Annotated in this window: 13 protein-coding genes; 7 read left to right on the top strand and 6 right to left on the bottom strand. The window is 68.4% G+C overall.

Annotation, left to right across the window (positions count from 1 at the left end; all coding sequences use genetic code 11):
* Positions 1 to 57: 57 nt before the first annotated feature.
* Positions 58 to 2,073, bottom strand: a complete 2,016-nt coding sequence (locus V5F84_RS02095; RefSeq protein WP_394043197.1) for a thioredoxin domain-containing protein — start codon at positions 2,071 to 2,073, stop codon at positions 58 to 60.
* 32 nt (positions 2,074 to 2,105) lie between these two features.
* On the opposite strand from V5F84_RS02095, the gene mnmE reads away from it, so the two are divergent.
* The 7 genes from mnmE (at position 2,106) to mutS (ending at position 15,237) form a co-directional block, all read left to right on the top strand.
* Positions 2,106 to 3,434 (top strand): tRNA uridine-5-carboxymethylaminomethyl(34) synthesis GTPase MnmE, encoded by a 1,329-nt coding sequence (mnmE, locus tag V5F84_RS02090; RefSeq protein WP_394043196.1) that lies wholly within the window; start codon positions 2,106 to 2,108, stop codon positions 3,432 to 3,434.
* Positions 3,435 to 5,772: 2,338 nt separating this feature from the next.
* The gene (gene mnmG, locus V5F84_RS02085) at positions 5,773 to 7,707 is read left to right on the top strand and encodes a tRNA uridine-5-carboxymethylaminomethyl(34) synthesis enzyme MnmG (RefSeq protein ID WP_394043195.1); all 1,935 of its coding nucleotides are present in this window, start codon (positions 5,773 to 5,775) and stop codon (positions 7,705 to 7,707) included.
* A 248-nt stretch (positions 7,708 to 7,955) separates the two neighbouring features.
* Entirely contained in the window at positions 7,956 to 8,645 is a 690-nt protein-coding gene (rsmG, locus tag V5F84_RS02080; RefSeq protein WP_394043194.1) for a 16S rRNA (guanine(527)-N(7))-methyltransferase RsmG, read from the top strand.
* The gene (locus tag V5F84_RS02075; RefSeq protein ID WP_394043193.1) at positions 8,638 to 9,480 is read left to right on the top strand and encodes a ParA family protein; all 843 of its coding nucleotides are present in this window, start codon (positions 8,638 to 8,640) and stop codon (positions 9,478 to 9,480) included. Before rsmG ends, V5F84_RS02075 begins: the two co-directional genes overlap by 8 nt.
* Before the next feature lie 29 nt (positions 9,481 to 9,509).
* Entirely contained in the window at positions 9,510 to 10,394 is an 885-nt protein-coding gene (locus V5F84_RS02070; RefSeq protein WP_394043192.1) for a ParB/RepB/Spo0J family partition protein, read from the top strand.
* Positions 10,395 to 10,546: 152 nt separating this feature from the next.
* Entirely contained in the window at positions 10,547 to 12,187 is a 1,641-nt protein-coding gene (locus V5F84_RS02065) for an inorganic phosphate transporter (protein WP_394043191.1), read from the top strand.
* Between the two features lie 263 nt (positions 12,188 to 12,450).
* Positions 12,451 to 15,237 (top strand): DNA mismatch repair protein MutS, encoded by a 2,787-nt coding sequence (gene mutS, locus V5F84_RS02060; protein WP_394043190.1) that lies wholly within the window; start codon positions 12,451 to 12,453, stop codon positions 15,235 to 15,237.
* An 83-nt stretch (positions 15,238 to 15,320) separates the two neighbouring features.
* Here the strand turns inward: mutS and V5F84_RS02055 are convergent, their stop codons facing one another.
* The 5 genes from V5F84_RS02055 to ppc form a co-directional block, all read right to left on the bottom strand.
* Positions 15,321 to 16,724 carry a hypothetical protein gene (locus V5F84_RS02055; protein ID WP_394043189.1) on the bottom strand — a complete coding sequence of 468 codons (1,404 nt, stop codon included), beginning with the start codon at positions 16,722 to 16,724 and terminating at the stop codon, positions 15,321 to 15,323.
* A gap of 37 nt (positions 16,725 to 16,761) precedes the next feature.
* Complete coding sequence (locus tag V5F84_RS02050) at positions 16,762 to 18,054, bottom strand: adenylosuccinate synthase (RefSeq protein WP_394043188.1); 1,293 nt, start codon at positions 18,052 to 18,054, stop codon at positions 16,762 to 16,764.
* A 150-nt stretch (positions 18,055 to 18,204) separates the two neighbouring features.
* Positions 18,205 to 18,537: an endoribonuclease MazF gene (gene mazF / locus V5F84_RS02045; RefSeq protein ID WP_394043187.1), complete on the bottom strand. Its 333-nt coding sequence runs from the start codon at positions 18,535 to 18,537 to the stop codon at positions 18,205 to 18,207.
* On the bottom strand, positions 18,537 to 18,779 hold the full coding sequence (locus tag V5F84_RS02040; RefSeq protein ID WP_394043186.1) for an AbrB/MazE/SpoVT family DNA-binding domain-containing protein: 243 nt from the start codon (positions 18,777 to 18,779) through the stop codon (positions 18,537 to 18,539). The genes mazF and V5F84_RS02040 overlap by 1 nt, the downstream gene beginning before the upstream one ends.
* A gap of 128 nt (positions 18,780 to 18,907) precedes the next feature.
* Positions 18,908 to 21,700 (bottom strand): phosphoenolpyruvate carboxylase, encoded by a 2,793-nt coding sequence (ppc, locus tag V5F84_RS02035; protein WP_394043185.1) that lies wholly within the window; start codon positions 21,698 to 21,700, stop codon positions 18,908 to 18,910.
* Positions 21,701 to 21,941 lie beyond the last annotated feature (241 nt).

Genomic DNA, 21,941 nt, shown 5'->3' with positions numbered 1-21,941 from the left:
GCTTCCAAAATCGATTCTAGAGGCATAGACGTTTCCGAGCGGACAAATTTTCCGATTTCAAGCCCGCGCCGCTTGCAACGCGGGTCCGATCGCCTCGGGCTCGGTGATCGGCAAGGTGCAGCGCCCCTCCACGCAGATGAAGGCGGCGCCGGAGGGCGGCGCGCTCTCCATGCGGGCGCGGGCAAGGCTCCCGGCGGGCAGATCGTCCGCCGCGGCGGCGCGGATCACGACGCGGGCGAGGAAGGAGAGGCGCAAGCCGGCCTCCGCCAACGCCGCGCTCGCGGCGCCGGTGGTGACGATCTCCGCCAATCGCAGGCGGGTGTCGATGGCATTGAGCAGCGCCCCGTGGGCGAGCGCGTTTCCCGCCGCCGCGGCCGAGAGGCCCCGCAGGATGCGGTCGGCCCGGGTGCGCAAGGCGTCGTCGCCCACCAAAGCGGAGAGGCGCACCAGGGCATCGGCCGCCACCGCATTATAGTTCGGCTGGGCCTCGTCCATGGTGGAGAGCGGTCGCACGACCAAGGCATCCGCATCGTCGGCCGTGAGGAAATAGGCGCCGCTCGCGGGGTCCAGATGGTGCCGCTCCAGCACGGTGAGGAAGGCCACCGCCCGGTTCAGCGGCTCGCCTTCCCCGGTCGCCTCGTGCAGGGCGATACCGGCCCGTGCCATGGCGGCGAGATCGCTCGCGAGGCCGGGAAAAAGCGTGCGCCCGGCGCGATGGGAATGGCCGAGCCGGTCGCCTTCCGCCATGAGATCAACCACCGCCGCGAACGCCCGCTCCGCAAGCGCGATCCAGGCGGGCTCGTTCAGCAACGCACCGGCGCGAGCGAGGGCGGCGATCATCAGGCCGTTCCAGTCCGCCAGAACCTTGTCGTCCAGCCCCGGCCGCACGCGCCTGGCCCGCGCGGCAAGGAGCTTTTCGCGCATCGGGGCGAGGCGCGCCTCGTCCTCGGGCGCCACGTTGCCGGCCTTGGTGCGGTTGAGAATGGTGGCGCCTTCCCAGTTTCCGCCGGGCTTCACGTCATAGAATCCGGCGAAAGTGGCCGCGTCGTCCGCGCCCAGGACGTCCTCGATCTGGGCCAAAGTCCACACATAGAACTTGCCTTCGTGGCCCTCGCTGTCGGCGTCCAGGCTGGCGCAGAAGGCGCCGCCCGCGGTCAGCATCTCGCGTTCCAGCCACCCGACGGTTTCGCGCGCACGGGCGAGAAACAGCGGGTCGCGGGTCTCCTGGTGGGCGAGGGCCAGCAATTCCAGCAGCAGGGCGTTGTCGTACAGCATCTTCTCGAAGTGCGGCACGAGCCAATATTCGTCCACGCTGTAGCGCGAGAAGCCGCCGCCGAGATGATCATAGATGCCGCCCTCGCACATGCGATTGAGGGTGAAGGCGCAAATGGCCTTGAAGGTGCCGTCCCCCGTGCGCTCGCCGGCGCGCCAGAGCATTTCCATCAGCCCGGTCTGGGGGAATTTCGGCGCCCCCCGCAGCCCGCCATTGGACTTGTCGAACAGGCCGGCGATCTGCCGGGCGGCCTGATCCAGCTCCGCCAGGCCGATCACCACCTCGCCCTGCGGGCGGGCCGCCTTCTGGAGGCGCTCGAGGATGGCATCGCGATTGTGCGCGATCTTCTCCGGCGCCTCGCGATAGACTTGCGAGACCTGCTGGAGCACGTCGGTGAACCCGGGGCGGCCGTAGCTTGCCGTGCGGGGAAAATAGGTGCCGCCCCAGAACGGCTTTCCCTCCCCATCGAGGAACATGGTGAGCGGCCACCCGCCCTGTTCGCCCAGCTGCTGGAGCGCGGCCATATAGATCTGGTCCACGTCCGGCCGCTCTTCGCGATCCACCTTGATGTTCACGAACAGGTCGTTCATGACCCCTGCCACCAGGGGGTTTTCGAAGCTTTCATGGGCCATGACATGGCACCAATGGCAGGCCGCATAGCCCACGGAGAGCAGAACCGGCTTTCCCGTGCGGCGGGCTTCCGCGAACGCTTCGGGCCCCCACGGCCACCAATGGACGGGATTGTCCTGATGCTGAAGCAGATAGGGACTGGTCTCGGACCCGAGGCGGTTTTCGGTCATCGTCCCAACTCCAGTTTCAAGGCCGGCGCGTGATGCGGTCATCGGACACGATCTTTGCTTTGTCCAGCGGGCGCTTGCCCTCGGGGGTGGCGCTCGTGCGCATTTCCGGCCCCGCGGCGCGGGCCGCCGCATCGGCCCTTGCGGGCGCGGTGCCGCCGGCCCGGCAGGCGACCTATGCCCTGTTGCGCTCCCCCGGCACGGGGGAGGCTCTGGACCGGGGGCTGATCCTGTTCTTCGAGGGGCCGCGCAGCGCCACGGGGGAGGACCTCGTGGAGCTCCACCTCCATGGGGGCAGGGCGGTGGTTGCCGCCGTTCTTTCAACCTTGTCGCGGCTGGAGGGGTTTCGGCCCGCGGGGCCCGGCGAATTCACCCGCCGCGCCCACGCCAATGGCAAGATGGACCTCGCCGAGGTGGAGGGCCTCGGCGATCTCATCGCTGCGGAGAGCGAGGCCCAGCGCCGGCAGGCCCTGGCGCAAGCCTCCGGCGTCCTCTCCCGGCGCGTCGCCGGCTGGCGCGAACGGCTGATCCGCGCCCTGGCCCTGGTGGAGGCGACCATCGATTTCGCCGATGAGGACGATGTGCCGGAGGATCTCACCGGCCCGGCGCTGCTGGAAACCGGCCTGTTGCGGGAGGAACTGGCGGCCGCGCTGGCCGACAGCGCGCGCGGCGAACGGGTGCGCGACGGCCTGTGCATAGCCATCGCCGGCCCGCCGAACGCGGGGAAATCCACCTTGCTCAACCGCCTTGCGGGGCGCGAGGCGGCCATCGTTTCCCACCGGCCCGGCACCACGCGCGATGTGCTGGAAGTGCATTTGGAACTGGCCGGGCAGGCGGTGACGCTGGTGGACACCGCCGGCCTGCGGGAGACCGAGGACGAAGTGGAAGCCGAGGGCATCCGCCGCGCCCGCGCCCGTGCCGCCTCTGCCGACCTGGTGCTGTGGCTGAGCGAGGACGGCGCGCCGCCGCCGCCCGAGCTGGCGCATGCGCTCGCCGTGCGCACCAAGTCAGACCGGGCGGGACGCGGGGCCGATGCGCCGCGCGGCGCGAGCGCGGGCGAGGAGCTCGCCATTTCCGCCGCCACGGGGCAGGGCATGGAGGAACTCATCGCCCGGATCGAGGCACGGGCGTCGGAGCTCGGCGGCGGCGAGCCGGCCCTGATCACCCGCGAGCGCCAGCGGCTCACGCTGCGCGATGCGCTGGCGCATCTCGATCTTGCATTGAAGCGTGCCGGGCGAGGCGGGGAGGACCTGCTGGCGGAAGACCTCCGCCTTGCCGCCCGGGCGCTCGACGCGCTGGTGGGTCGGGTGGATATCGAAGATGTGCTCGACACCCTTTTCCGCACCTTTTGCATCGGCAAGTGACCGGCGGCGCGTGGCTGGGAGGGGCCAATGTTTCACGTGAAACATTCTGGCGAGGCATGATCCGTACGGCCCCATGGGCGACGAAGGGCGTTGGGTGCGTTCTCCCTCTCCCCATCGGGGAGAGGTGCGGGTGAGGGGAGCCGGCATTGCGTTCGGCCAGGCGCAGCGCCCTCACCCGCCCGCTGTCGCGGTCGACCTCTCCCCATCGGGGAGAGGTCGGGGTCTCGAGGGCATCCAATAATCAGCCCCAGATATCTCCTGGCGGCGAGGCCGCGTGAGCGGTGCGGCGGCTACGGGCCTAGAATGTTTCACGTGAAACATTTTGGCGAGGCGTAAGCCATGCGGCACCAGGAGTGGCAAAGGGCGCTGGGGTCCGTTCCCTCTCCCCTCGGGGAGAGTGCGGTGCGACGTTCTACGGCTCCAGAATGTTTCACGTGAAACATGTCGGAGGTAAGCGGACACGTCAGCCGCCGGCTCCCACGCGGCACCTTAAAATCGCGGTCGAAAGAGCCAGCCCGGGGGCGCCACGCAGATTCGGCGGCCCGTCGCCTTCTCCGAAATGTTTCACGTGAAACATTTTCCGCCCCGACCGCCGGAAAGCGGACCGCATCCCGCGACAGGCGTAGGGCCCATCACTTTTCTTGGCGTGACGCCGGTGCAGCAGAGCATCGTCATGCATCGTTTGCCCCGTGCATCCATGTGGAGCCGCTGGCGCCGGATTTTCAAGCCTCGCGCTATCGGCCCGGCCATGACGTCAGGTGGAAGAAGCACATCAAGCGCACCTGCTGGTAGGCGCCTCGACGATGCAACACCCCCTAATGGCGATCCGGGCCGGCTCTCGACGGGAATGTTTCACGTGAAACATTTGGGAGGTAGGCGGAGCCTCCGGCCGCTCCTCCGCCCTCCGACCCCCTTGCGCGTCGCCCCCCGACCCAAAGGCCACCGAATGTTTCACGTGAAACATTCTGGCACGGCATGAGCCGTGCGGCACCAAGGGTGGCGAAAGGCGCTGCGCTGCGTTCTCCCTCTCCCGTCGGGGGGAGGGGTGGGGGGAGGTGCAGCATTGCGTTCGGCGAGGCGCAGTCCCTCACCCGCCCGCTGTCGCGGTTGACCTCTCCCTATGGGGGAGAGGTAGGGGTCTTGGGGGCATCCAATAATCGGCCCGGATTTCTCTTGCCGGCGCGCCGCGTGAGCGGTGCGCTAGGCTGCTGGCCCAGAATGTTTCACGTGAAACATTTGGGAGGTAAGCGGATAGGTCAGCCGCTGTCTCCCCGCGCGGCACCTTCAAAATCGCGGTCGAAAGAGGCAGTTCGCGGGCGATGCGGTCAGGTCCCAACGGGAATGTTTCACGTGAAACATTTCGGCGAGGCGTGAGCCGTACGGCGCCGCGGACGGGGAAGGGCGTTGCGCTGCGTTCTCCTCTCCCCCTCGGGGAGCGGGGCGGGGTGAGGGGTGCCGGCATTACGTTCGGCGCGGCGCGGCGCCCTCACCCGCCCGCTGTCGCGGTCGGGCTCTCCCCCTCGGGGAAAGGTAGGGCAGGGCATCCAATAATCAGCCCCAGATATCTCCTGGCGGCGAGGCCGCGTGAGCGGCGCGACGGGCTACGGCTCCAGAATGTTTCACGTGAAACATTCTGGCGAGGCATGAGCCAGCCGTACGGCAAGGGCGGCGAAGGTTACCTCTCCCCTCGGGAGAAGGTTGGGTGAGGGGTGCCAGCATTGCGTTCGGCGCGGCGCATCCTCTCACCCGCCCGCTGTCGCGGTCGACCTCTCCCCATGGGGGAGAGGTAGGGGTCTTGGGGTATCCAATAATCGGCCCCGGATTTTTCCTGGCGGCGATGCCGCGTGAGCGACGCGACGGGCTACGGGCCCAGAATGTTTCACGTGAAACATTTGGGAGGTAAGCGGACACGTCAGCCGCTGTCTCCCCGCGCGGCACCTTCAAAATCGCAGTCGAAAGAGGCAGCATCGCGGGCGATGCGGTCAGGTCCCAACGGGAATGTTTCACGTGAAACATTTGGGAGGTAGGCGGACCCTCCGGCCTCCGCCCCCTCCGTCCTCCGCCCCCCGCGCGTCGCCCCGCCCAAAGGCCCGAATGTTTCACGTGAAACATTCGGAGTGCGGGGGCTTGAGCGAGGGGGCCGGCGGAGCGTGCCGTTCTGCTTCCGCCTCGGCACCTTGCCGAGAAAAATGTTTCACGTGAAACATCTCGCGCTTCTCGGGTGCAGGCCCGCGCGGTCTCGCCCGCCTTGACCGCGCCGCGAAAGTGCCGTTCCTGTTGGTCCAATCCAAAAATCCGGCGGCGCGTCCGCCCACGGCCCTTGGGCCACGAGATGTGAATGAGCAAGCTGGAAATCGTGTTCGACGTGATGGTGGTGGGTGGGGGCCATGCGGGCTGCGAGGCGGCGGCGGCCGCGGCGCGCCTCGGCGCGCGCACCGCGCTCGTCACCCATAGCCCCGGCACCATCGGCGCCATGTCGTGCAATCCCGCCATCGGCGGGCTCGGCAAGGGCCACCTCGTGCGCGAGATCGATGCGCTGGATGGGCTCATGGGCCGGGTGGCGGATCAGGGGGGCATCCAGTTCCGCGTGCTCAACCGGCGCAAGGGCCCGGCGGTGCGTGGCCCGCGCGCCCAGGCGGATCGCAAGCTCTATGCCCGCGCCATGCAAGCGGCGCTTGCGGCCCAGGAAAACCTTACCATCGTCGAAGGTGAGGCGGACGATCTGATCCTCGCGGGCGGGCGGGTCGCCGGCCTGCGGCTTTCAGATGGCCGCGCCTTTTCCTGCGGCGCTGTCGTGCTCACCACTGGCACGTTCCTCAATGGCCTGATCCATATGGGCGAGGTACAGATCCCCGCCGGCCGCATGGGCGAGAAGCCCGCGCTCGGGCTCTCCGGCACGCTGAAGCGCCTTGGCCTCGCGCTCGGACGGTTGAAGACCGGCACGCCGCCGCGCCTCGATGGCCGCACCATCGATTGGGCGGGCCTGGAGATGCAGGACGGCGACGAGCCGCCGGAGGCCTTCTCCAGCCTCACCACGCGCCTGCCCAACCCGCAGGTTCAGTGCGGCATCACCCGCACCACGCAAGAGACCCACGATGTGATCCGCGCGAACCTCTCGCGCTCGGCCATGTATTCCGGCCGCATCGAAAGCACCGGCCCGCGCTATTGCCCTTCCATCGAGGACAAGGTGGTGCGCTTCGGCGACCGGGACGGCCACCAGATCTTCCTGGAGCCCGAGGGGCTGGACGACCCGACCATCTATCCCAATGGCATGTCCACCTCGCTTCCCGAAGAGGTGCAGCACCTGTTCCTGCGGACCATTCCGGGCCTGGAGCGCGTGGAGGTGCTGCGGCCGGGCTATGCCATCGAATATGACCATGTGGACCCGCGCGAGCTGGCCCCGACCTTGGAGGCCAAGCGCGCGCCCGGCCTGTTCCTCGCCGGCCAGATCAACGGCACGACGGGCTATGAGGAAGCCGCCGCCCAGGGTCTGCTCGCCGGGCTGAACGCCGCGCGGCGCGCCGGGCGAGCGGGCAGCGGGGCAGGGGAGACCGGCGACGGCATCATCATCGACCGGGCCGAGGGCTATCTCGGCGTGATGGTGGACGATCTCGTCACGCGCGGCGTCACCGAGCCCTATCGCATGTTCACCTCGCGCGCCGAATATCGCCTCACCCTGCGCGCCGACAATGCGGACCAGCGGCTCACCGCGCGGGGCCTGGCGCTCGGCCTCGTGGGGGCGGAGCGGGCGGCGCAGTTTTCCGCCAAGATGGCCGCGCTGAACGGCGCCCGCGCTCGGGCCCGCGCGCTGAACCTGACGCCGAACGAAGCGGCGACCTTCGGGCTGAACGTGAACAAGGATGGCCAGCGCCGCAGCGCGTTCGATCTCCTGGCCTATCCGGACATCGGGCTGGAGCAGCTGGCGCGCATCTGGCCGGAATTTGCCGCGCTGAGCCCGGCGCTGGCCGAGCAATTGGAGATCGACGCGAAATACGCCGTCTATCTGGATCGCCAGGCGGCGGACATCGCCACCTTGCGGCGCGACGAGGACCTGCTCCTGCCCGAGGCGCTGGACTATGCCCCGCTGCCGGGCCTCTCCAACGAGCTGAAGCAGAAGCTCGCCCGCGTGCGCCCCCGCACCATCGGCCAGGCCGGCCGCATGGAAGGCATGACGCCCGCCGCCCTCGCGCTGCTGGTCACGTATGCGCGGCGGCAAGCGGCGGTGGCGGGAAGCGGAACAGCGGTCGCGGGTGCGGCACAGGCGGTGGGCTGAGACCGGTGGGGGCGAATCATCGCCCTTGAACCTTGTCCCCGTCGTCCGCGTGCGGAGGGAAGGGGAGGGGCGGAGCCTTCCGGCCGGAGACCGAGGGCGCCTCCCGGTCGGGACTCGCCCGTGTGAATCCTGGGGAACGTAACCCGTAACCCGGCCCAAAATTCCGGCGTGCAGATTTCGGCGAAATCCATCTGCCGAATCTGCGGTTTCACGTGCGATAAAGCCGCGGAAATGGGCACGAAAAGCGCATGAGAAACACCTCGGATTCGGCACGGGCGGCCATCGCGCAAAATGTTTCACGTGAAACATTTTCGCGCCTGGAAACCATCGCTGCTCTGCTAACCAAATGGCAGAAAACGATAAATCTCGTTTCCCCCGCCACCATACCGGAGTTGTGGACGCGCCATATCGCCGATTCTCTGCAACTTATGACCAATGTGAGTGAGGATGTTCGCGCCTGGGTTGATCTTGGTTCCGGCGGCGGATTTCCGGGTCTGGTGGTGGCGGCGGTGCTGGCGGAGCGGGAAGGCGGTCATATGGATCTGGTGGAGAGCGACAGCCGCAAGTCCGCCTTCCTGCGGGAGGCGGCGCGCCTCGCGGACCTTCCGGTGAGCGTGCATCCCCAACGCATCGAGCAGGTGGCGGAGGCATTGGCGCCTGGAAAACAGGTGGTTTCCGCCCGCGCTCTGGCGCCGCTTCCCAAATTGCTGGCGCTCGCCGCGCCGTTTTTCGCCGCCGGCGCCGTCGGGATCTTTCCGAAGGGCAAGGATTGGCAGCGCGAATTGACCGAAGCCCGCAAAGACTGGACACTCGATCTCGAACTGCGCGACAGCCTCAGCGATCCCCACGGGAAGATCCTGGTTGTGACGCGCGCCCTCAAAGCGGTCCCGTCCCCGGCCGTCCCCGGCGGACACCTACGCGGAAGCGCACATGACTGATTCCTCCGTCACCGCCCCCATCGTCGGCGGCGTCACGCCGCGCATCCTGGCGCTGGCGAACCAGAAGGGCGGGGTGGGCAAGACCACCACCGCCATCAATCTCGGCACGGCGCTGGCGGCCATCGGCGAGAGCGTGCTGGTGGTGGATCTCGATCCCCAGGGCAACGCCTCCACCGGCCTCGGCATCGATCGCGGCCGGCGCAAGCTGTCCACCTATGACGTGCTGAGCGGCGACGCCACCCTGGCGCAGGCGATCGTCGACACCGGCGTGCCCTCCCTGTTCGTCGCCCCTTCCACGCTGGATCTTTCCGGCCTGGAGCTGGAAATCGCCAATGAGCGCGACCGCGCCTTCCGCCTGCGCAACGCCCTGCGCGACATGGCGAACGACCCGGCGGCGCCGAAATTCACCTATGTGCTGATCGATTGCCCGCCCTCGCTCTCGCTCATCACCGTGAACGCCATGGCGGCGGCCCATGCCATATTGGTGCCGCTGCAATGCGAGTTCTTCGCGCTGGAGGGCCTCTCCCAATTGCTGAAGACCGTGGAGCAGGCGCGCACCGCCCTCAATCCCGATCTCACCATCCACGGCATCGTGCTGACCATGTATGACGCGCGCAACAATCTCTCCGACCAGGTGGTGGCGGACGTGCGCCAGTTCATGGGCGACAAGGTTTACGAGACCGTGATTCCGCGCAATGTGCGGGTCTCGGAAGCGCCGTCCTATGGCAAGCCGGTGCTGCTCTATGATCTGAAATGCGCGGGCTCGCAGGCCTATCTGCGGCTGGCCTCCGAAGTCATCCAGCGCGAGCGGGCCGCCCGCGCGGTCGCGGCCTGAGGCGGCACGTTCCAATGGGGAAGAAGGACATGGCGGAAGAAGGCCGCTCGCGGCTCGGCCGGGGGCTCGCGGCTTTGATCGGCGACATGGGGCAGGACGATACCCGTCCCGCGCCCAGCCAGAAGGGCGCGGGGACGCGCAAGGTGCCGATCGAATTCGTGCGCGCCAACCCGCGCAACCCGCGCCGCACCTTCCTGGAGGAGGGGCTGGACGATCTGGCCAGCTCGATCCGCGAGAAAGGCATCATCCAGCCCATCGTGGTGCGTCCGGTGGCGGACCATCCGGGCAGTTTCGAGATCGTCGCCGGCGAACGGCGCTGGCGCGCGGCCCAGCGCGCCGGCCTGCACGAGGTGCCGGTGGTGGTGCTGGAGCTCACCGACCGCGAGGCGCTGGAAATCGCCATCATCGAGAATGTGCAGCGCGCCGATCTGAACCCGGTGGAAGAGGGCCTGGGCTACGAGGCCCTGATGGCGCAGTTCGACTATACCCAGCTCGATCTGTCCAAGGTCATCGGCAAGAGCCGCTCGCACATCACCAACACCTTGCGGCTGCTGAAGCTGCCCGAAAGCGTGAAGGCCTATCTCGCCGAGGGACGCCTCTCCGCCGGCCACGCCCGCGCCCTCCTGGCCCATGACGATCCCGCCAGCATCGCCCGTGACGTGGTGGAGAAGGGCCTGAGCGTGCGGGACGTGGAGGCCATGGGCAAGGTGCGGGACGCGCTTGTCGCCGCGCCGGCGCCCAAGCCCGCCCCCGCCCCCAAGGATGCCGATACCCGCGCGCTGGAAAAGCGCCTCACGGATGCGCTCGGGCTGGCGGTGAGCCTCCAGGCCAGGGGCGAGGCGGGCGAACTGCGCATCCGCTATGGCGACCTCGACCAATTGGACCTGATCTGCCGCCGCCTCGGCGTAGCCTGATGCCTCCGGCCTGATCCGGCAAAGACCTTTCCCGCCTTTTCCCCCACCCCACGCCCAGCCGCACAAATCTTTATGCTGCAACGCGTCATGCGCGTGTCACGGGCTGGTGCGAGGTAACGGAAGGTTTTCCCGGGTCGGTTGAGGGGGGTTCGATGACGGCGCACACTGCTGCGAAACCGGCGCATGCCCATGGGGCGGCGCACGGCCACGCGCATCGCGAAAAGCCGGTGAAGCTCGATCGCAAGAACGGCGCACCGGAGATTTTCATCTTCTTCGCCCTGCTGATCGGTGGCCTTGGCTACACGGTGTGGTCCATCTGGACCGACGTGCAGGCGGCCTCCCCGGGCGTGCTCACCTTCGCGCCGTTCATGCTGCTGCTGCTGGCGCTGCTGATCGCGCTCGGCTTCGAGTTCGTGAACGGCTTCCACGACACCGCGAACGCGGTGGCGACGGTGATCTACACCAATTCGCTGCCCGCCCATTTCGCGGTCGTGTGGTCCGGCGGCTGGAACTTCCTCGGCGTGCTGGTGTCCTCGGGTGCGGTGGCGTTCGGCATCATCTCACTTCTGCCGGTGGAACTCATCCTGCACGTGGGCACCGGCGCCGGCATGGCCATGGTGTTCGCCCTGCTGATCGCCGCCATCATCTGGAACCTCGGCACCTGGTATCTCGGCCTGCCGGCCTCCTCCTCCCACACCCTGATCGGCTCGATCATCGGCGTCGGCATCGCCAACCAGCTCATCCAGGGCAAGAGCGGCGTCGCCGGCGTGGACTGGAGCCAGGCCGCCAATGTGGGCTATGCGCTGCTGCTCTCCCCGGTGGTCGGCTTCTTCGCCGCCGGCCTGCTGCTGCTGACCATGAAGGTGCTCATCAAGAACCCCGCCCTCTATGCCGAGCCCAAGCCCAATCATGCGCCGCCGTGGTGGATCCGCGGCTTGCTGGTGCTCACTTGCACGGGCGTTTCCTTCGCCCACGGCTCGAACGACGGCCAGAAGGGCATGGGCCTCATCATGCTGATCCTGATCGGCATCGTGCCCACGGCCTATGCTTTGAACCGGGCCATCGATTCCACCGACGTCGCCCAGTTCCGCGCCCTCGCCTCGGTGACCCAGGCGTCGCTGGTCAAGGCCTCCAACAATGCCGCCGCGCCCGCCGATCCGCGCCAGGCGTTGACCGATTATGTGCGCGACCGCAAGCTGAGCCCTGAAACGGTGCCGGCCCTCGCCGCCGTGGCGGGTGAAATCTCCGCCCTGGTGGGCAATCACGAGACGCTCGCCCAGGTGCCTGCCGCTGCCGTGCCCAACATGCGCAACGACATGTATCTGGCCTCGGAAACCATCCGCCTGATGGGCCGCCAGAAGGAACCCACCTTCGATACCGAGACCAGCGACAACCTCGCCGCCTTCAAGCGCGCCCTCGACAACGCCACGAAATTCATACCGCTGTGGGTGAAGGTGGCGGTGGCCATCGCCCTTGGCCTCGGCACAATGGTGGGCTGGAAGCGCATCGTCGTGACGGTGGGCGAGAAGATCGGCAAGACCCATCTCACCTACGCCCAGGGCGGTTCCGCGGAACTGGTCGCCATGGGCACCATTTTCGCCGCCGACATGTATGGCCTTCCGGTTTCCACCACACACGTCCTCTCTTCGGGCGTCGCGGGAACTATGGCGGCCAACAAGTCCGGTCTCCAGCTCTCCACCGTGCGCAACCTCGCCATGGCCTGGGTGCTCACGCTGCCGGTGGCGATCATCCTCTCCGGCGGGCTCTACATCCTGCTGCGCCAGCTGATGTGACCGGGCGGGGCGGCCGGTTGCCCCGGCGCGCCGCACGGGTCCGACATGGGCGCGGTACCTTCGGGTGCCGCGCCTTTTTCGTTTGCGCGCGCCCCCTTTCGCGCATTCCTTTCGCGCCCTTGCGTCGGACAGGGGGCGGTCACGGCCGGGCCTCTCCGAGGGATGAGGGAAGGAGCGCCCTTTTCCCTCGCCGGCCCCCAATGACGGGGGAAAGCGCCGGCGGCGCGATTTCCTTGCCCGGCCGCGTGCTCTAGCCTGCGGCCATGACCAGCGAAGGGCTCCATCCGCAAGCCGATCCCGTCGAAAGCGATCCCGTCCCGGCCGCGGCGGGGGAGGGCGCGCGCGCCGCAAAGGCTCAGGCGCCGCGCGCCGCCGAAGGGCATGTCACGCCGGTCATGGCCCAGTTCGTGGAGATCAAGGCGGCCAATCCCGACTGCCTGCTGTTCTACCGCATGGGCGATTTCTACGAATTGTTCTTCGAGGATGCCGAGCAGGCCTCCCAGGCGCTGGGCATCGTTCTCACCAAGCGCGGCAAGCACCTGGGCGAGGACATCCCCATGTGCGGCGTGCCGGTGTCGCGGGCGGAGGAATATCTCCACAAGCTGATCGCGCTCGGCTTCCGCGTCGCGGTGTGCGAGCAGCTGGAAGATCCCGCGGAGGCGCGCAAGCGCGGCGGCAAAAGCGTGGTGCGGCGGGACGTGACCCGCCTCGTCACCCCCGGCACCCTCACCGAGGACGCCTTGCTCGACGCGCGGCGCGACAATGTGTTGCTCGCCGTCGCCCGCACCCGCGCCGGTGGGGAGGGCGATGCCCATGCCTATGCGCTGGCCTATGCGGACGTTTCCACCGGCGGCTTCCGCGTGGTCTCCACCAATCGCGCCGACCTTACCGCCGACCTTGCCCGCATCGAGCCGGCGGAAGTCCTGATCTCGGACGCGCTGTATGAAGACGGCGACCTGCGCGAGATCTGGGATCAGCTTCCCGCCGTCACCCCCCTGCCGCGCCAGGGGTTCGAGGGCGCGGGCGCGGAAGGCCGGCTCGCGGGCTTCTTCGGCGTCGCGACGCTGGAGGCATTCGGCGCCTTCTCCCGCGCCGAGCTGATCGCCGCCGCCGCCATCGTCGCCTATGTGGAGCGCACCCAATTGGGCGCGCGGCCGGCCCTGGCACCGCCGGTGCGCGAGGCCGACGGCGCCCTGATGCTGATCGATGCCGGCACGCGCGCCAATCTGGAGCTGGTGCGCACGCTCGCCGGCGAGCGACGCGGCTCGCTCCTCGCCGCCGTCGATCGCACTGTGACCGCCGCCGGCGCGCGCCTGCTGGCACGGCGCATTTCCGAGCCGCTCACCGATCTTGCCGCCATCCGCGCGCGGCACGATGCGGTGGAATTTCTCGCCGGCAATGCCGAGATCCTCGCCGTTCTGCGGCGCGGGCTGGCCGGGGCGCCGGATCTGGCGCGCGCCCTCTCCCGGCTGTCCCTCGGCCGGGCGAGCCCGCGCGACCTTGCTGCCGTCGGCCGGGGGCTGGAGGAAGGGTTCGCGCTCGCCGCCGCCTTTGTCGACGAGCCGCCGCGCGATCTGGCCCGCGCCATCCTCGCTTTGGCCGGCATGGACCGGGAGCTGGCGCGCGACCTTGCCGCCGCCCTGGAGGACGAGCCGCCGCTCACCCGCCGCGATGGCGGCTTCATCCGCGCGGGCTACGATGCCGACCTCGACGCGACGCGGGCGCTGCGCGACGAGAGCCGGCGCGTGGTGGCGGCGCTGGAGCGGCGCTATGTGGACGAGACCGGCATCCGCTCCCTGAAGATCCGGCACAATGCGGTGCTGGGCTATTTCGTGGAGGTCACCGCCCAGCATGGCGAGCGCCTGCGCGAGGCGCCGTTTTCCGCCACCTTCGTGCATCGCCAGACGCTGGCCGGCGCGGTGCGCTTCACCAGCGTGGAACTAGGCGATCTGGAAAGCCGCATCGCCAGCGCCGGCGAGCGATCGCTCGCGCTGGAGCAGCATATTTTCGACCGCCTCGCCGCCGCCGTGGTGGCGCAGGCGGGCGCGATCCGCGCCGCCGCCGAGGCTCTTGCGGAACTCGATGTGTTCGCCGGCCTCGCGCGCCTCGCCGTGGACGAGCGCCATGTGCGCCCGGAGATGACCGGTGGCGTCGATTTCGAGGTCCAGGGCGGACGCCATCCGGTGGTGGAGCAGGCGCTGGCGAAGGGCGGCGGGCCGTTCGTCGCCAATGATTGCGATCTGTCCGCCCCGCCCGGCAAGGAGGCCGGCCGGATCTGGCTCGTGACCGGCCCGAACATGGCGGGCAAGTCCACCTTCCTGCGCCAGAACGCGCTGATAGCGGTGCTGGCGCAGGCCGGCGCCTTCGTGCCGGCGCGCGCCGCGCGGCTGGGGGTGGTGGATCGCCTGTTTTCCCGCGTCGGCGCGGCGGACGATCTGGCGCGCGGCCGCTCCACCTTCATGGTGGAAATGGTGGAGACCGCCGCCATCCTGAACCAGGCGACCCCGCGCTCGCTGGTGATCCTCGACGAGATCGGGCGCGGCACCTCCACCTTCGACGGCATGTCGATCGCCTGGGCGAGCCTGGAGCACCTGCACGAGATCAACCGCAGCCGGGCCCTGTTCGCCACCCATTTCCACGAATTGACCGCCCTGACCCAGCGCTGCGAGCGGCTGATGAACGCCACCGTGAAGGTGGCGGAATGGCAGGGCGACGTGGTGTTCCTGCATGAGGTGATCGCCGGAGCGGCGGATCGCTCCTACGGCATCCAGGTGGCGAAGCTCGCCGGCCTGCCGCCTGCGGTGATCGCCCGCGCCAAATCCGTGCTGGCGGAACTGGAAGCGGCGGAGCGGGCGGCGCCGGCGCAGAAGCTGCTGGACGAGCTGCCTTTGTTCGCCGCCGCCCGCCGGCCGGACCCGCCCGCCGCGGCGCGGGCGCCCGATCCCGCTCTGACGGCGCTGGACGGGCTCGATCCCGACAGCCTCACGCCGCGCGAGGCGCTGGAGGCGCTGTACAAGCTCAAGGGCTTGCGGACACAGAAGGCCGGCTGAGAGGGCGCGCGCCGAGACGATGCGTCAGCTCAAGAAGGAAGCGCATGCCGCCGCCCTCGTGAGGCGGGGAGAAAAGCCCCGGATCAGCCGCCGCCCGGCGCGGGCGCGGCTAGGGGCGCGGTCATGGGGGCCGTGCCGGCGTCCAGCGGCGGCGGGGCTGAGACCTGCGGCTGCCATTCTCCCCAGGCGGTGAAGGCATCCTGGAACGCCTGTTCCCCCGGCGCGCCCTTCTCGAACGCGATGATCGCCCGCTTGTTATTGGTATAGACCACCGGAATGTCGATCCACGGCCGGGTCTGAAGCAGTTGGATATTGCGCTGGCGATCCGCCGGCACGGCCGAGAGGCCCACCAGGAAATAGGTCGGGTTCACCCGCACGGACAAGCCCACCAGCGGCGCACCTTGGGCGCCTTCGGTCTGCTTCATGCGGATGCCGGGCACATTGGTGATGCCGCCATAGGGGAAGTCCGCCGGCAGGGTAAAGCCGATCTCGATGGTGTGCGAAGCCGGCAGGGTCTGGTCGGTATTGCGCCGCAGCACGAACGAAAGCGCCATGCGCCGTTCGGGAATCTGCAATTCCGCGCGAATGCCGGTGTCGGGCGGCAGGCCGGGTCCGGCGTTGAAGGTCTCGGTCTTCCAGGTGACCGTGCCTTCATAGCTTTGCAGGCCCTGCGGACCGGAGGCGCTTTCCTCGAACAGGACCGCGCGCTGGGTGCCGCTGGTCGGGCGCTGCGGCATCGGCGGCGGACGGCGGGCGGCATCGCCGGACGCCTGGGCGACGCGATCCGCGCTCTTGGCCGGCTCGCTCGCGGGCCGCGCGGCATCGGCGCCCTGCTGGGCCGGCGCCGGCGGGGCGGCCGAGCGCGAAAAGACGAGCTGCTCCAGGGTTTCGTGATTGACCACGCCGAGCGCGATGCCGCCGACCGCCAGGATGGCCAGGGCGAAATAGATCAGCGTGCGGCGGCCGCGCCCGCTGGCCTTGGCATCGTCGGAGACCGGCATGCGCGGACGCGGGGTGCGGCTCGCGACCTTGGGCTTGCCGAGGGTCGGGCGCTGGTCGGTGGCGCTGTCGTCCGTCGCCGCATCCGGCGCCTCGTTCTCGGACGGCGGGGAGAAGCTCGGGCGTGCGAGGTTTTCGCCGAGGCGGCGGCGCGGCGGCTCGGCGCCGGTGGAAACCGGCGGCTGCGCGGCGGCGGCCGGTTCCGGCGGCGGAGCGGCCACAGGTTCGGGGGGCGGGGGCGGCTCCGGCGGGGCGGGCGGTTCCGCCACCGGGGAAAGAGCCTTCTGCTCCGCTTCGATCCGGCGGATGGCCTCTTCCAGCGACTGGCGCTCGCGGGTGATCTCCCCTTCGGGCAATGGCGGCTCGACGCCGCGCAATTGCTTCAGGAGCGTGTTCCGCGCGCGGTCGAACATGATCTTCCGCGTCTCGGCCGTGTTGGACGGGAGACCGGCGATCGCGCGAACCAGGAGCGGGTAATAATCAGCCATCAGCGCTTAAGATTGGAGGAGATCAGCAAAGCTTTGGTTAAGCTTGAAACGGATTTTGCACCAAAATTGTGTCATCCCGTTCCGGGCTCGTCGAAAGCACAGCCACCGGGCAGCCGATCAGTTCCTCGACCCAGCGCACATATTTCACCGCCTCGGCCGGAAGATCGGCCCAGGAGCGCGCGCCGGCGGTGGATTCCTTCCAGCCGGGAATGGTCTCATAGATCGGCACCGCGCGGGCCTGCTGGCCGCTCTCGGCCGGGAGATAATCGATCTCCTTGCCGTCGAGCCGGTAGCCGACGCACACCTTCAGCTCCTCGAAGCCGTCCAGCACGTCGAGCTTGGTCAGCGCGATGCCGTGGATGCCGCAGGTCTTCACGGTCTGGCGCACCAGCACGGCGTCGAACCAGCCGCAGCGGCGCGGGCGGCCGGTGACGACGCCGAATTCGCGGCCCTTGGTGCCGAGCGTCTTGCCCACCTCGTCCGTCAGCTCGGACGGGAACGGGCCCTCGCCGACGCGCGTGGTGTAGGCCTTGGTGATGCCGAGCACATAGTCCAGCGCCCCCGGGCCGACGCCCGATCCGCTCGCCGCGCCGGAGGCGACGGTGTTGGACGACGTGACGTAGGGATAGGTACCGTGGTCGATGTCCAGCAGCGCGCCCTGGGCGCCTTCGAACAGGATCTTCTTGCCGTCGCGGCGCGCCCTGTCGAGCAGTTCCCACACCCGGTCCATGAACGGCAGGACCTTGGGGGCGATGGCTTCCAGCTCGGCGATCAGCGCCGCCGAATCCACCTCGTCCAGGCCGAGGCCGCGCCGCAGGGGATTGTGATGGCTGAGCAGGCGCTCGACCTTGGCCGGCAGGCTCGACAGGTCGGCGAGGTCCACGAGGCGGATCGCGCGGCGGCCCACCTTGTCCTCATAAGCCGGGCCGATGCCGCGCTTGGTGGTACCGATGCGGGTGCCGGGATTGGCGCCTTCGCGCAGGGCGTCCAGCTCGCGGTGCAAGGGCAGGATCAGCGGGGTGGTCTCGGCGATGCGCAAACGCTCATGGCCGACGACGACGCCCTGAGCCGCGAGGCGGGCGAGTTCATCCACCAGCGCCTGGGGATCGAGCACCACGCCATTGCCGATGACCGAAAGCTTGCCGGGGCGCACCACGCCCGAGGGCAGCAGCGAGAGCTTATAGGTGACGCCGTTCACCACCAGGGTATGGCCCGCATTGTGGCCCCCCTGGAAGCGAACCACCACATCGGCCTGCTCGGAGAGCCAGTCGACGATCTTGCCTTTTCCTTCGTCGCCCCATTGCGAGCCGACAACGACCACGTTGGCCAAGGTGAGCGGTCCTCCGCCGGGGCGCGGCCGGATGCGGCGCGCGCGAACAAAGCAAAGCCCCGGTTTGTCCGGGGCCAGATGGGTGCGTCTTACGGGATCGGGGCTTGCGAGGCAAGGCGGAGCGTTTGCCGACCATGTCCCGCCTGGAACTTAAATGCCGAGGATCGCCCGCATTTTTGCAAGCACCTCGCCGGCAAAGTCGGGGCGGCTTTCAATAAAGGCTGCGTTCCTGGCGGACCAGTCCAGGCTTTTGATTTGGTCTGAGAGGACCACACCGCTCGTCTTGTGGCCGCCGGGAACGTTCACTTCGAAGGGATATCCCTTCTCCTGATTTGTAATCGGACAAAGGAGGCACAGGCGGGCCTTCGCGTTGTATCTGGCGGGAGACAACACAAAGGCCGGGCGCCTGTGGGCTTGTTCCCTTCCGGTTTGCGGATCGAAATCGATCCAGATGACATCGTATTTTTCGGGGCAATAGGGCATTAAAATTCATTGCCCACAGAGGGGCTTGCAAGCACCTCGTCGTGACGGTTGTCGTCGCTGATTTGCCTCAGAAGGGTATCTAAATCATAGGTCGGCATTGGTTCGACAGGGCGCACCACGAGTGCGCCGTCGACGATGGAAATATCGACCGACGTACCCTCGCGGACGGCGATTTCACGCACGAAGGCGGCGGGAAGGCGCAGCGCCATGCTGTTCCCCCATTTTGCAATTGTGGTGATCATCGGGAACGCCTCCGCTCTCTCTATCCTACGTCGTATCTACGTTGGATATACATAACGCTTCCGAGTTCAAAGGCAACGGGAAGATATCCCACAACGCTTCGCGTGTGATCTGCGTCCAAGCCCCCTTTTCACCCCGAATTGCGCAATCCGGCGGAGATGCCGTTGATGGTGAGCTGGATGCCGTGCAGCACCTTGTCCCCCACATCCTCGCCCGCCTGGGCGCGGCGGTGCAGCTTCAGCATGTGCACCTGAACATGGTTGAGCGGGTCGAGATAGGGGAAGCGGTTGCGGATCGAGCGGTCGAGCAGGGGGTTCCCCTCCAGCAGGCGCTTCTGGCCCATGATGGCGAGCAGCAGTTCGATGGAGGTTTCGTATTCGGCGCGGATGCGCTCGAAGATGCGGGCGCGCAGCAGTTCGTCCGGCACCAGCTCGGCATAGCGCGAGGCCACCGCCAGCGAGCTTTTCGAGAGCACCATGTCCATGTTGGACAGCAGCGTGCGGAAGAACGGCCATTCCTTGTACATGGCGCGCAATTGCGCCATCCCGTCGTCCGGGTGGGCGGCGAGGAAGCCCTTCACCGCCGTGCCGAAGCCGTACCAGGCCGGCAGCATGAGGCGGCACTGGGCCCAGGAGAACACCCAGGGGATCGCCCGCAGCGCCTCGATGGAGCGGGTCTTGTTGCGCGAGGCGGGGCGCGAGCCGATGTTCAGCGTGGCGATCTCGCTGATCACGGTCGAGGACCAGAAATAATCCTCGAAGCCGGGGGTCTCATAGACGAGGCCGCGATAGGCGGCAAAAGCGCGGTCCGACAATTCCTCCATGAAGGCGGAGAATTCCGGCCGCGGATCGGCCTGTTCCGGCTGGAGCAGCGTGGCGTCGAGGGTGGCGGAGACCAGGATCTCCAGATTGCGCCGGCCGACGTCGGGATTTGAATATTTGGAGGCGATGATCTCGCCCTGCTCGGTCACGCGGATCTGCCCGTCCACCGCGCCGGCGGGCTGGGCGAGAATGGCGTCATAGCTCGGCCCGCCGCCGCGCCCCACCGAGCCGCCGCGCCCGTGGAACAGGCGCAGCCGCACATTGTGGCGGGCGAACACCTCGATCAGCGAGGTCTCGGCCTTGTACAATTCCCAGCCCGAGGTGACGAAGCCGCCGTCCTTGTTGCTGTCGGAATAGCCGAGCATCACTTCCTGCTCGCCGCCGCGGCTGTCCACCAGGCTGCGATATTGCGGGATCGCCAGCATGCGATCCATCACCTTGGCGCAGGCCTGGAGATCGCCGATCGTCTCGAACAGCGGGATGATGTTGAGCGCGCTGGTGCCGCTCGCCTGCACCAGCCCCACTTCCTTCAGCAGTAGCGCCACTTCCAGCAGGTCCGAGACGCCCTCCGCCTTGGAGATGATGCAATTGGGGATCACCGCGCCGCCCAGCATGCGGTGGGCGTGCGCGGCTTCCCGCAGGATCGCGAGTTCCGACTGGGTCTCGTCCGAATAGGTGAGGAAGGGCGAGGCGAGGGGGCGGGCGTTGGTGAGCTCGCCCGTCAGCAGGGCGATGCGCGCCTCCTCGTCCATGCCGGCATAATTGGTGCCGGGCGAGACCGCCTCCAGCAGTTCGCCGACCGTGCGGGCATGGACATCGGAATTCTGCCGCAGGTCGAGGCTCGCGAGGTGGAAGCCGAAGCAGTCGGCGGCCCGCCGCAGGTTGCGCAGGCGTCCCCGCGCCAGGACGCGCGAGCCGTTCTCGCACAGCGAGCGGTGGATGATGTCGAGGTCGGCCTTGAAGGCGGCGGCGCTCTCATAGGGCGGAAAGGCCGGGTCGGCGGGGACGGTGGCGCCCTTCAGCGCCGCCTCGCTCGCGGCGAGGCGCGCCGCGAGGGTGGCGAGGGCCCGGCGATAGGGCTCGTCCTGGTGGCGGGCGGAGGTGTCCGGGGAGCGCGCGGCGAGTTCGGTCAGCTCCGCCGAAACCGGAACCAGCCGGCTCGCGAGCGAGAGTTCGGCGGCAAGCGCCTCCACTTCCTCGCGGTGGAATTGCATGGCGCGGTCGCGGTGCAGCTCCACCGTGGTGCGCAGCACGTCGGCGGTGACGAAGGGATTGCCGTCCCGGTCGCCGCCGATCCAGCTGCCGACCCGCAGGAACGAGGGCACATCCACCGGCCCGGCCTCGGGGTCGAGCCGTTCGAGATGGTCCTCGATGGCGCAGAACAGGCGCGGCACCTCGTGCAGGAAGGTGTAGTCGTAATAGGACAGGCCGTTCACCACCTCGTCGAGCACGGTCAGCTTGATGCGCCGCAGGATGGCGGTCTGCCACAAGGTGAGCACGGCGCGGCGCAGGGTCTCGACGTCGCGGGCGGCTTCCTCGGGGGTGGCCTCGACCCGCTGGCGCCGGTCCAGCAAGGCGGCGATTTCCATTTCGCGGTTGAGTGTGCTCTTGCGCCGCACCTCGGTGGGATGGGCGGTGAGCACGGGGCTGACCAATGCCGTGTCGAAGAAGGCCTTGAGCGCGTCCGGGCTCTTGCCGCCGGCGGCGGCGCGGGCGAAGGCGTTGGCGAGGGTGCCGACGCGCGGCGCGGAGCCGGCGATCGCGTGGGCGCGGTTGCGGCGGGTGTGGTGCACGTCCTCGGCAATGTTGGCGAGGTGCGAGAAATAGCTGAAGGCGCGGATGATCCGCACGGCGGTGTCCGACTTCAGGCTCTCCAGCAGGCCTTCCAGCTCCTGGCGTGCGCCCTCCTCGGAATCGCGGTGGAAGCGCAGCGAGGTCTGGCGGATGCGCTCCACGAGGGCGAAGATATCGTCGCCTTCCTGCTCGCGCACCGTGTCGCCCAGGATGCGGCCCAGCAGGCGGATGTCCTCCCGCAGCGGGCGATCCTTATCGCTGGTTTCGTCCGCCGGCTCGTTCAACCCCGCCCAGACCGCACTCGACATGTGCCCGACCCCCGTCGCCGCTTCGCTGTATTCCGCCTTTAGTCTAACGAGCTTTTTTGCATGAGCGAAGCAAATGCTGCGGGCCGGCACCGGCTACCCCTCGCGGCGACCGCAGTGCGGAACCTCGCGCCGGTTGTCCGTTCCGGCGCCTGAGCGAAGTCGGCACAACACTTTCGCCTCTTGCCAAGGGGCGGTTCGATAGCGACAAGAGAAAACCGGCCCGTGGGCCGGGGAAAGCGTG

The organism is Roseixanthobacter liquoris (assembly GCF_043195135.2).
Classification (GTDB): domain Bacteria; phylum Pseudomonadota; class Alphaproteobacteria; order Rhizobiales; family Xanthobacteraceae; genus NCEH01.
The sequence above is the reverse complement of the archived record's forward strand: the minus strand, read 5'-3'. Positions and strand labels throughout refer to the sequence as shown.

Excerpts from the sequence above, each read along its gene's own strand:
- V5F84_RS02055 (WP_394043189.1), bottom strand. The coding sequence starts at position 16,724 with ATGGCTGATTATTACCCGCTCCTGGTTCGCGCGATCGCCGGTCTCCCG.
- V5F84_RS02095 (WP_394043197.1), bottom strand. The coding sequence starts at position 2,073 with ATGACCGAAAACCGCCTCGGGTCCGAGACCAGTCCCTATCTGCTTCAG.
- V5F84_RS02040 (WP_394043186.1), bottom strand. The coding sequence starts at position 18,779 with ATGATCACCACAATTGCAAAATGGGGGAACAGCATGGCGCTGCGCCTT.
- V5F84_RS02075 (WP_394043193.1), top strand. The coding sequence starts at position 8,638 with ATGACTGATTCCTCCGTCACCGCCCCCATCGTCGGCGGCGTCACGCCG.
- mutS (WP_394043190.1), top strand. The coding sequence starts at position 12,451 with ATGACCAGCGAAGGGCTCCATCCGCAAGCCGATCCCGTCGAAAGCGAT.
- mazF (WP_394043187.1), bottom strand. The coding sequence starts at position 18,537 with ATGCCCTATTGCCCCGAAAAATACGATGTCATCTGGATCGATTTCGAT.
- mnmG (WP_394043195.1), top strand. The coding sequence starts at position 5,773 with ATGAGCAAGCTGGAAATCGTGTTCGACGTGATGGTGGTGGGTGGGGGC.
- mnmE (WP_394043196.1), top strand. The coding sequence starts at position 2,106 with ATGCGGTCATCGGACACGATCTTTGCTTTGTCCAGCGGGCGCTTGCCC.
- rsmG (WP_394043194.1), top strand. The coding sequence starts at position 7,956 with ATGAGAAACACCTCGGATTCGGCACGGGCGGCCATCGCGCAAAATGTT.
- V5F84_RS02070 (WP_394043192.1), top strand. The coding sequence starts at position 9,510 with ATGGCGGAAGAAGGCCGCTCGCGGCTCGGCCGGGGGCTCGCGGCTTTG.
- V5F84_RS02065 (WP_394043191.1), top strand. The coding sequence starts at position 10,547 with ATGACGGCGCACACTGCTGCGAAACCGGCGCATGCCCATGGGGCGGCG.
- ppc (WP_394043185.1), bottom strand. The coding sequence starts at position 21,700 with ATGTCGAGTGCGGTCTGGGCGGGGTTGAACGAGCCGGCGGACGAAACC.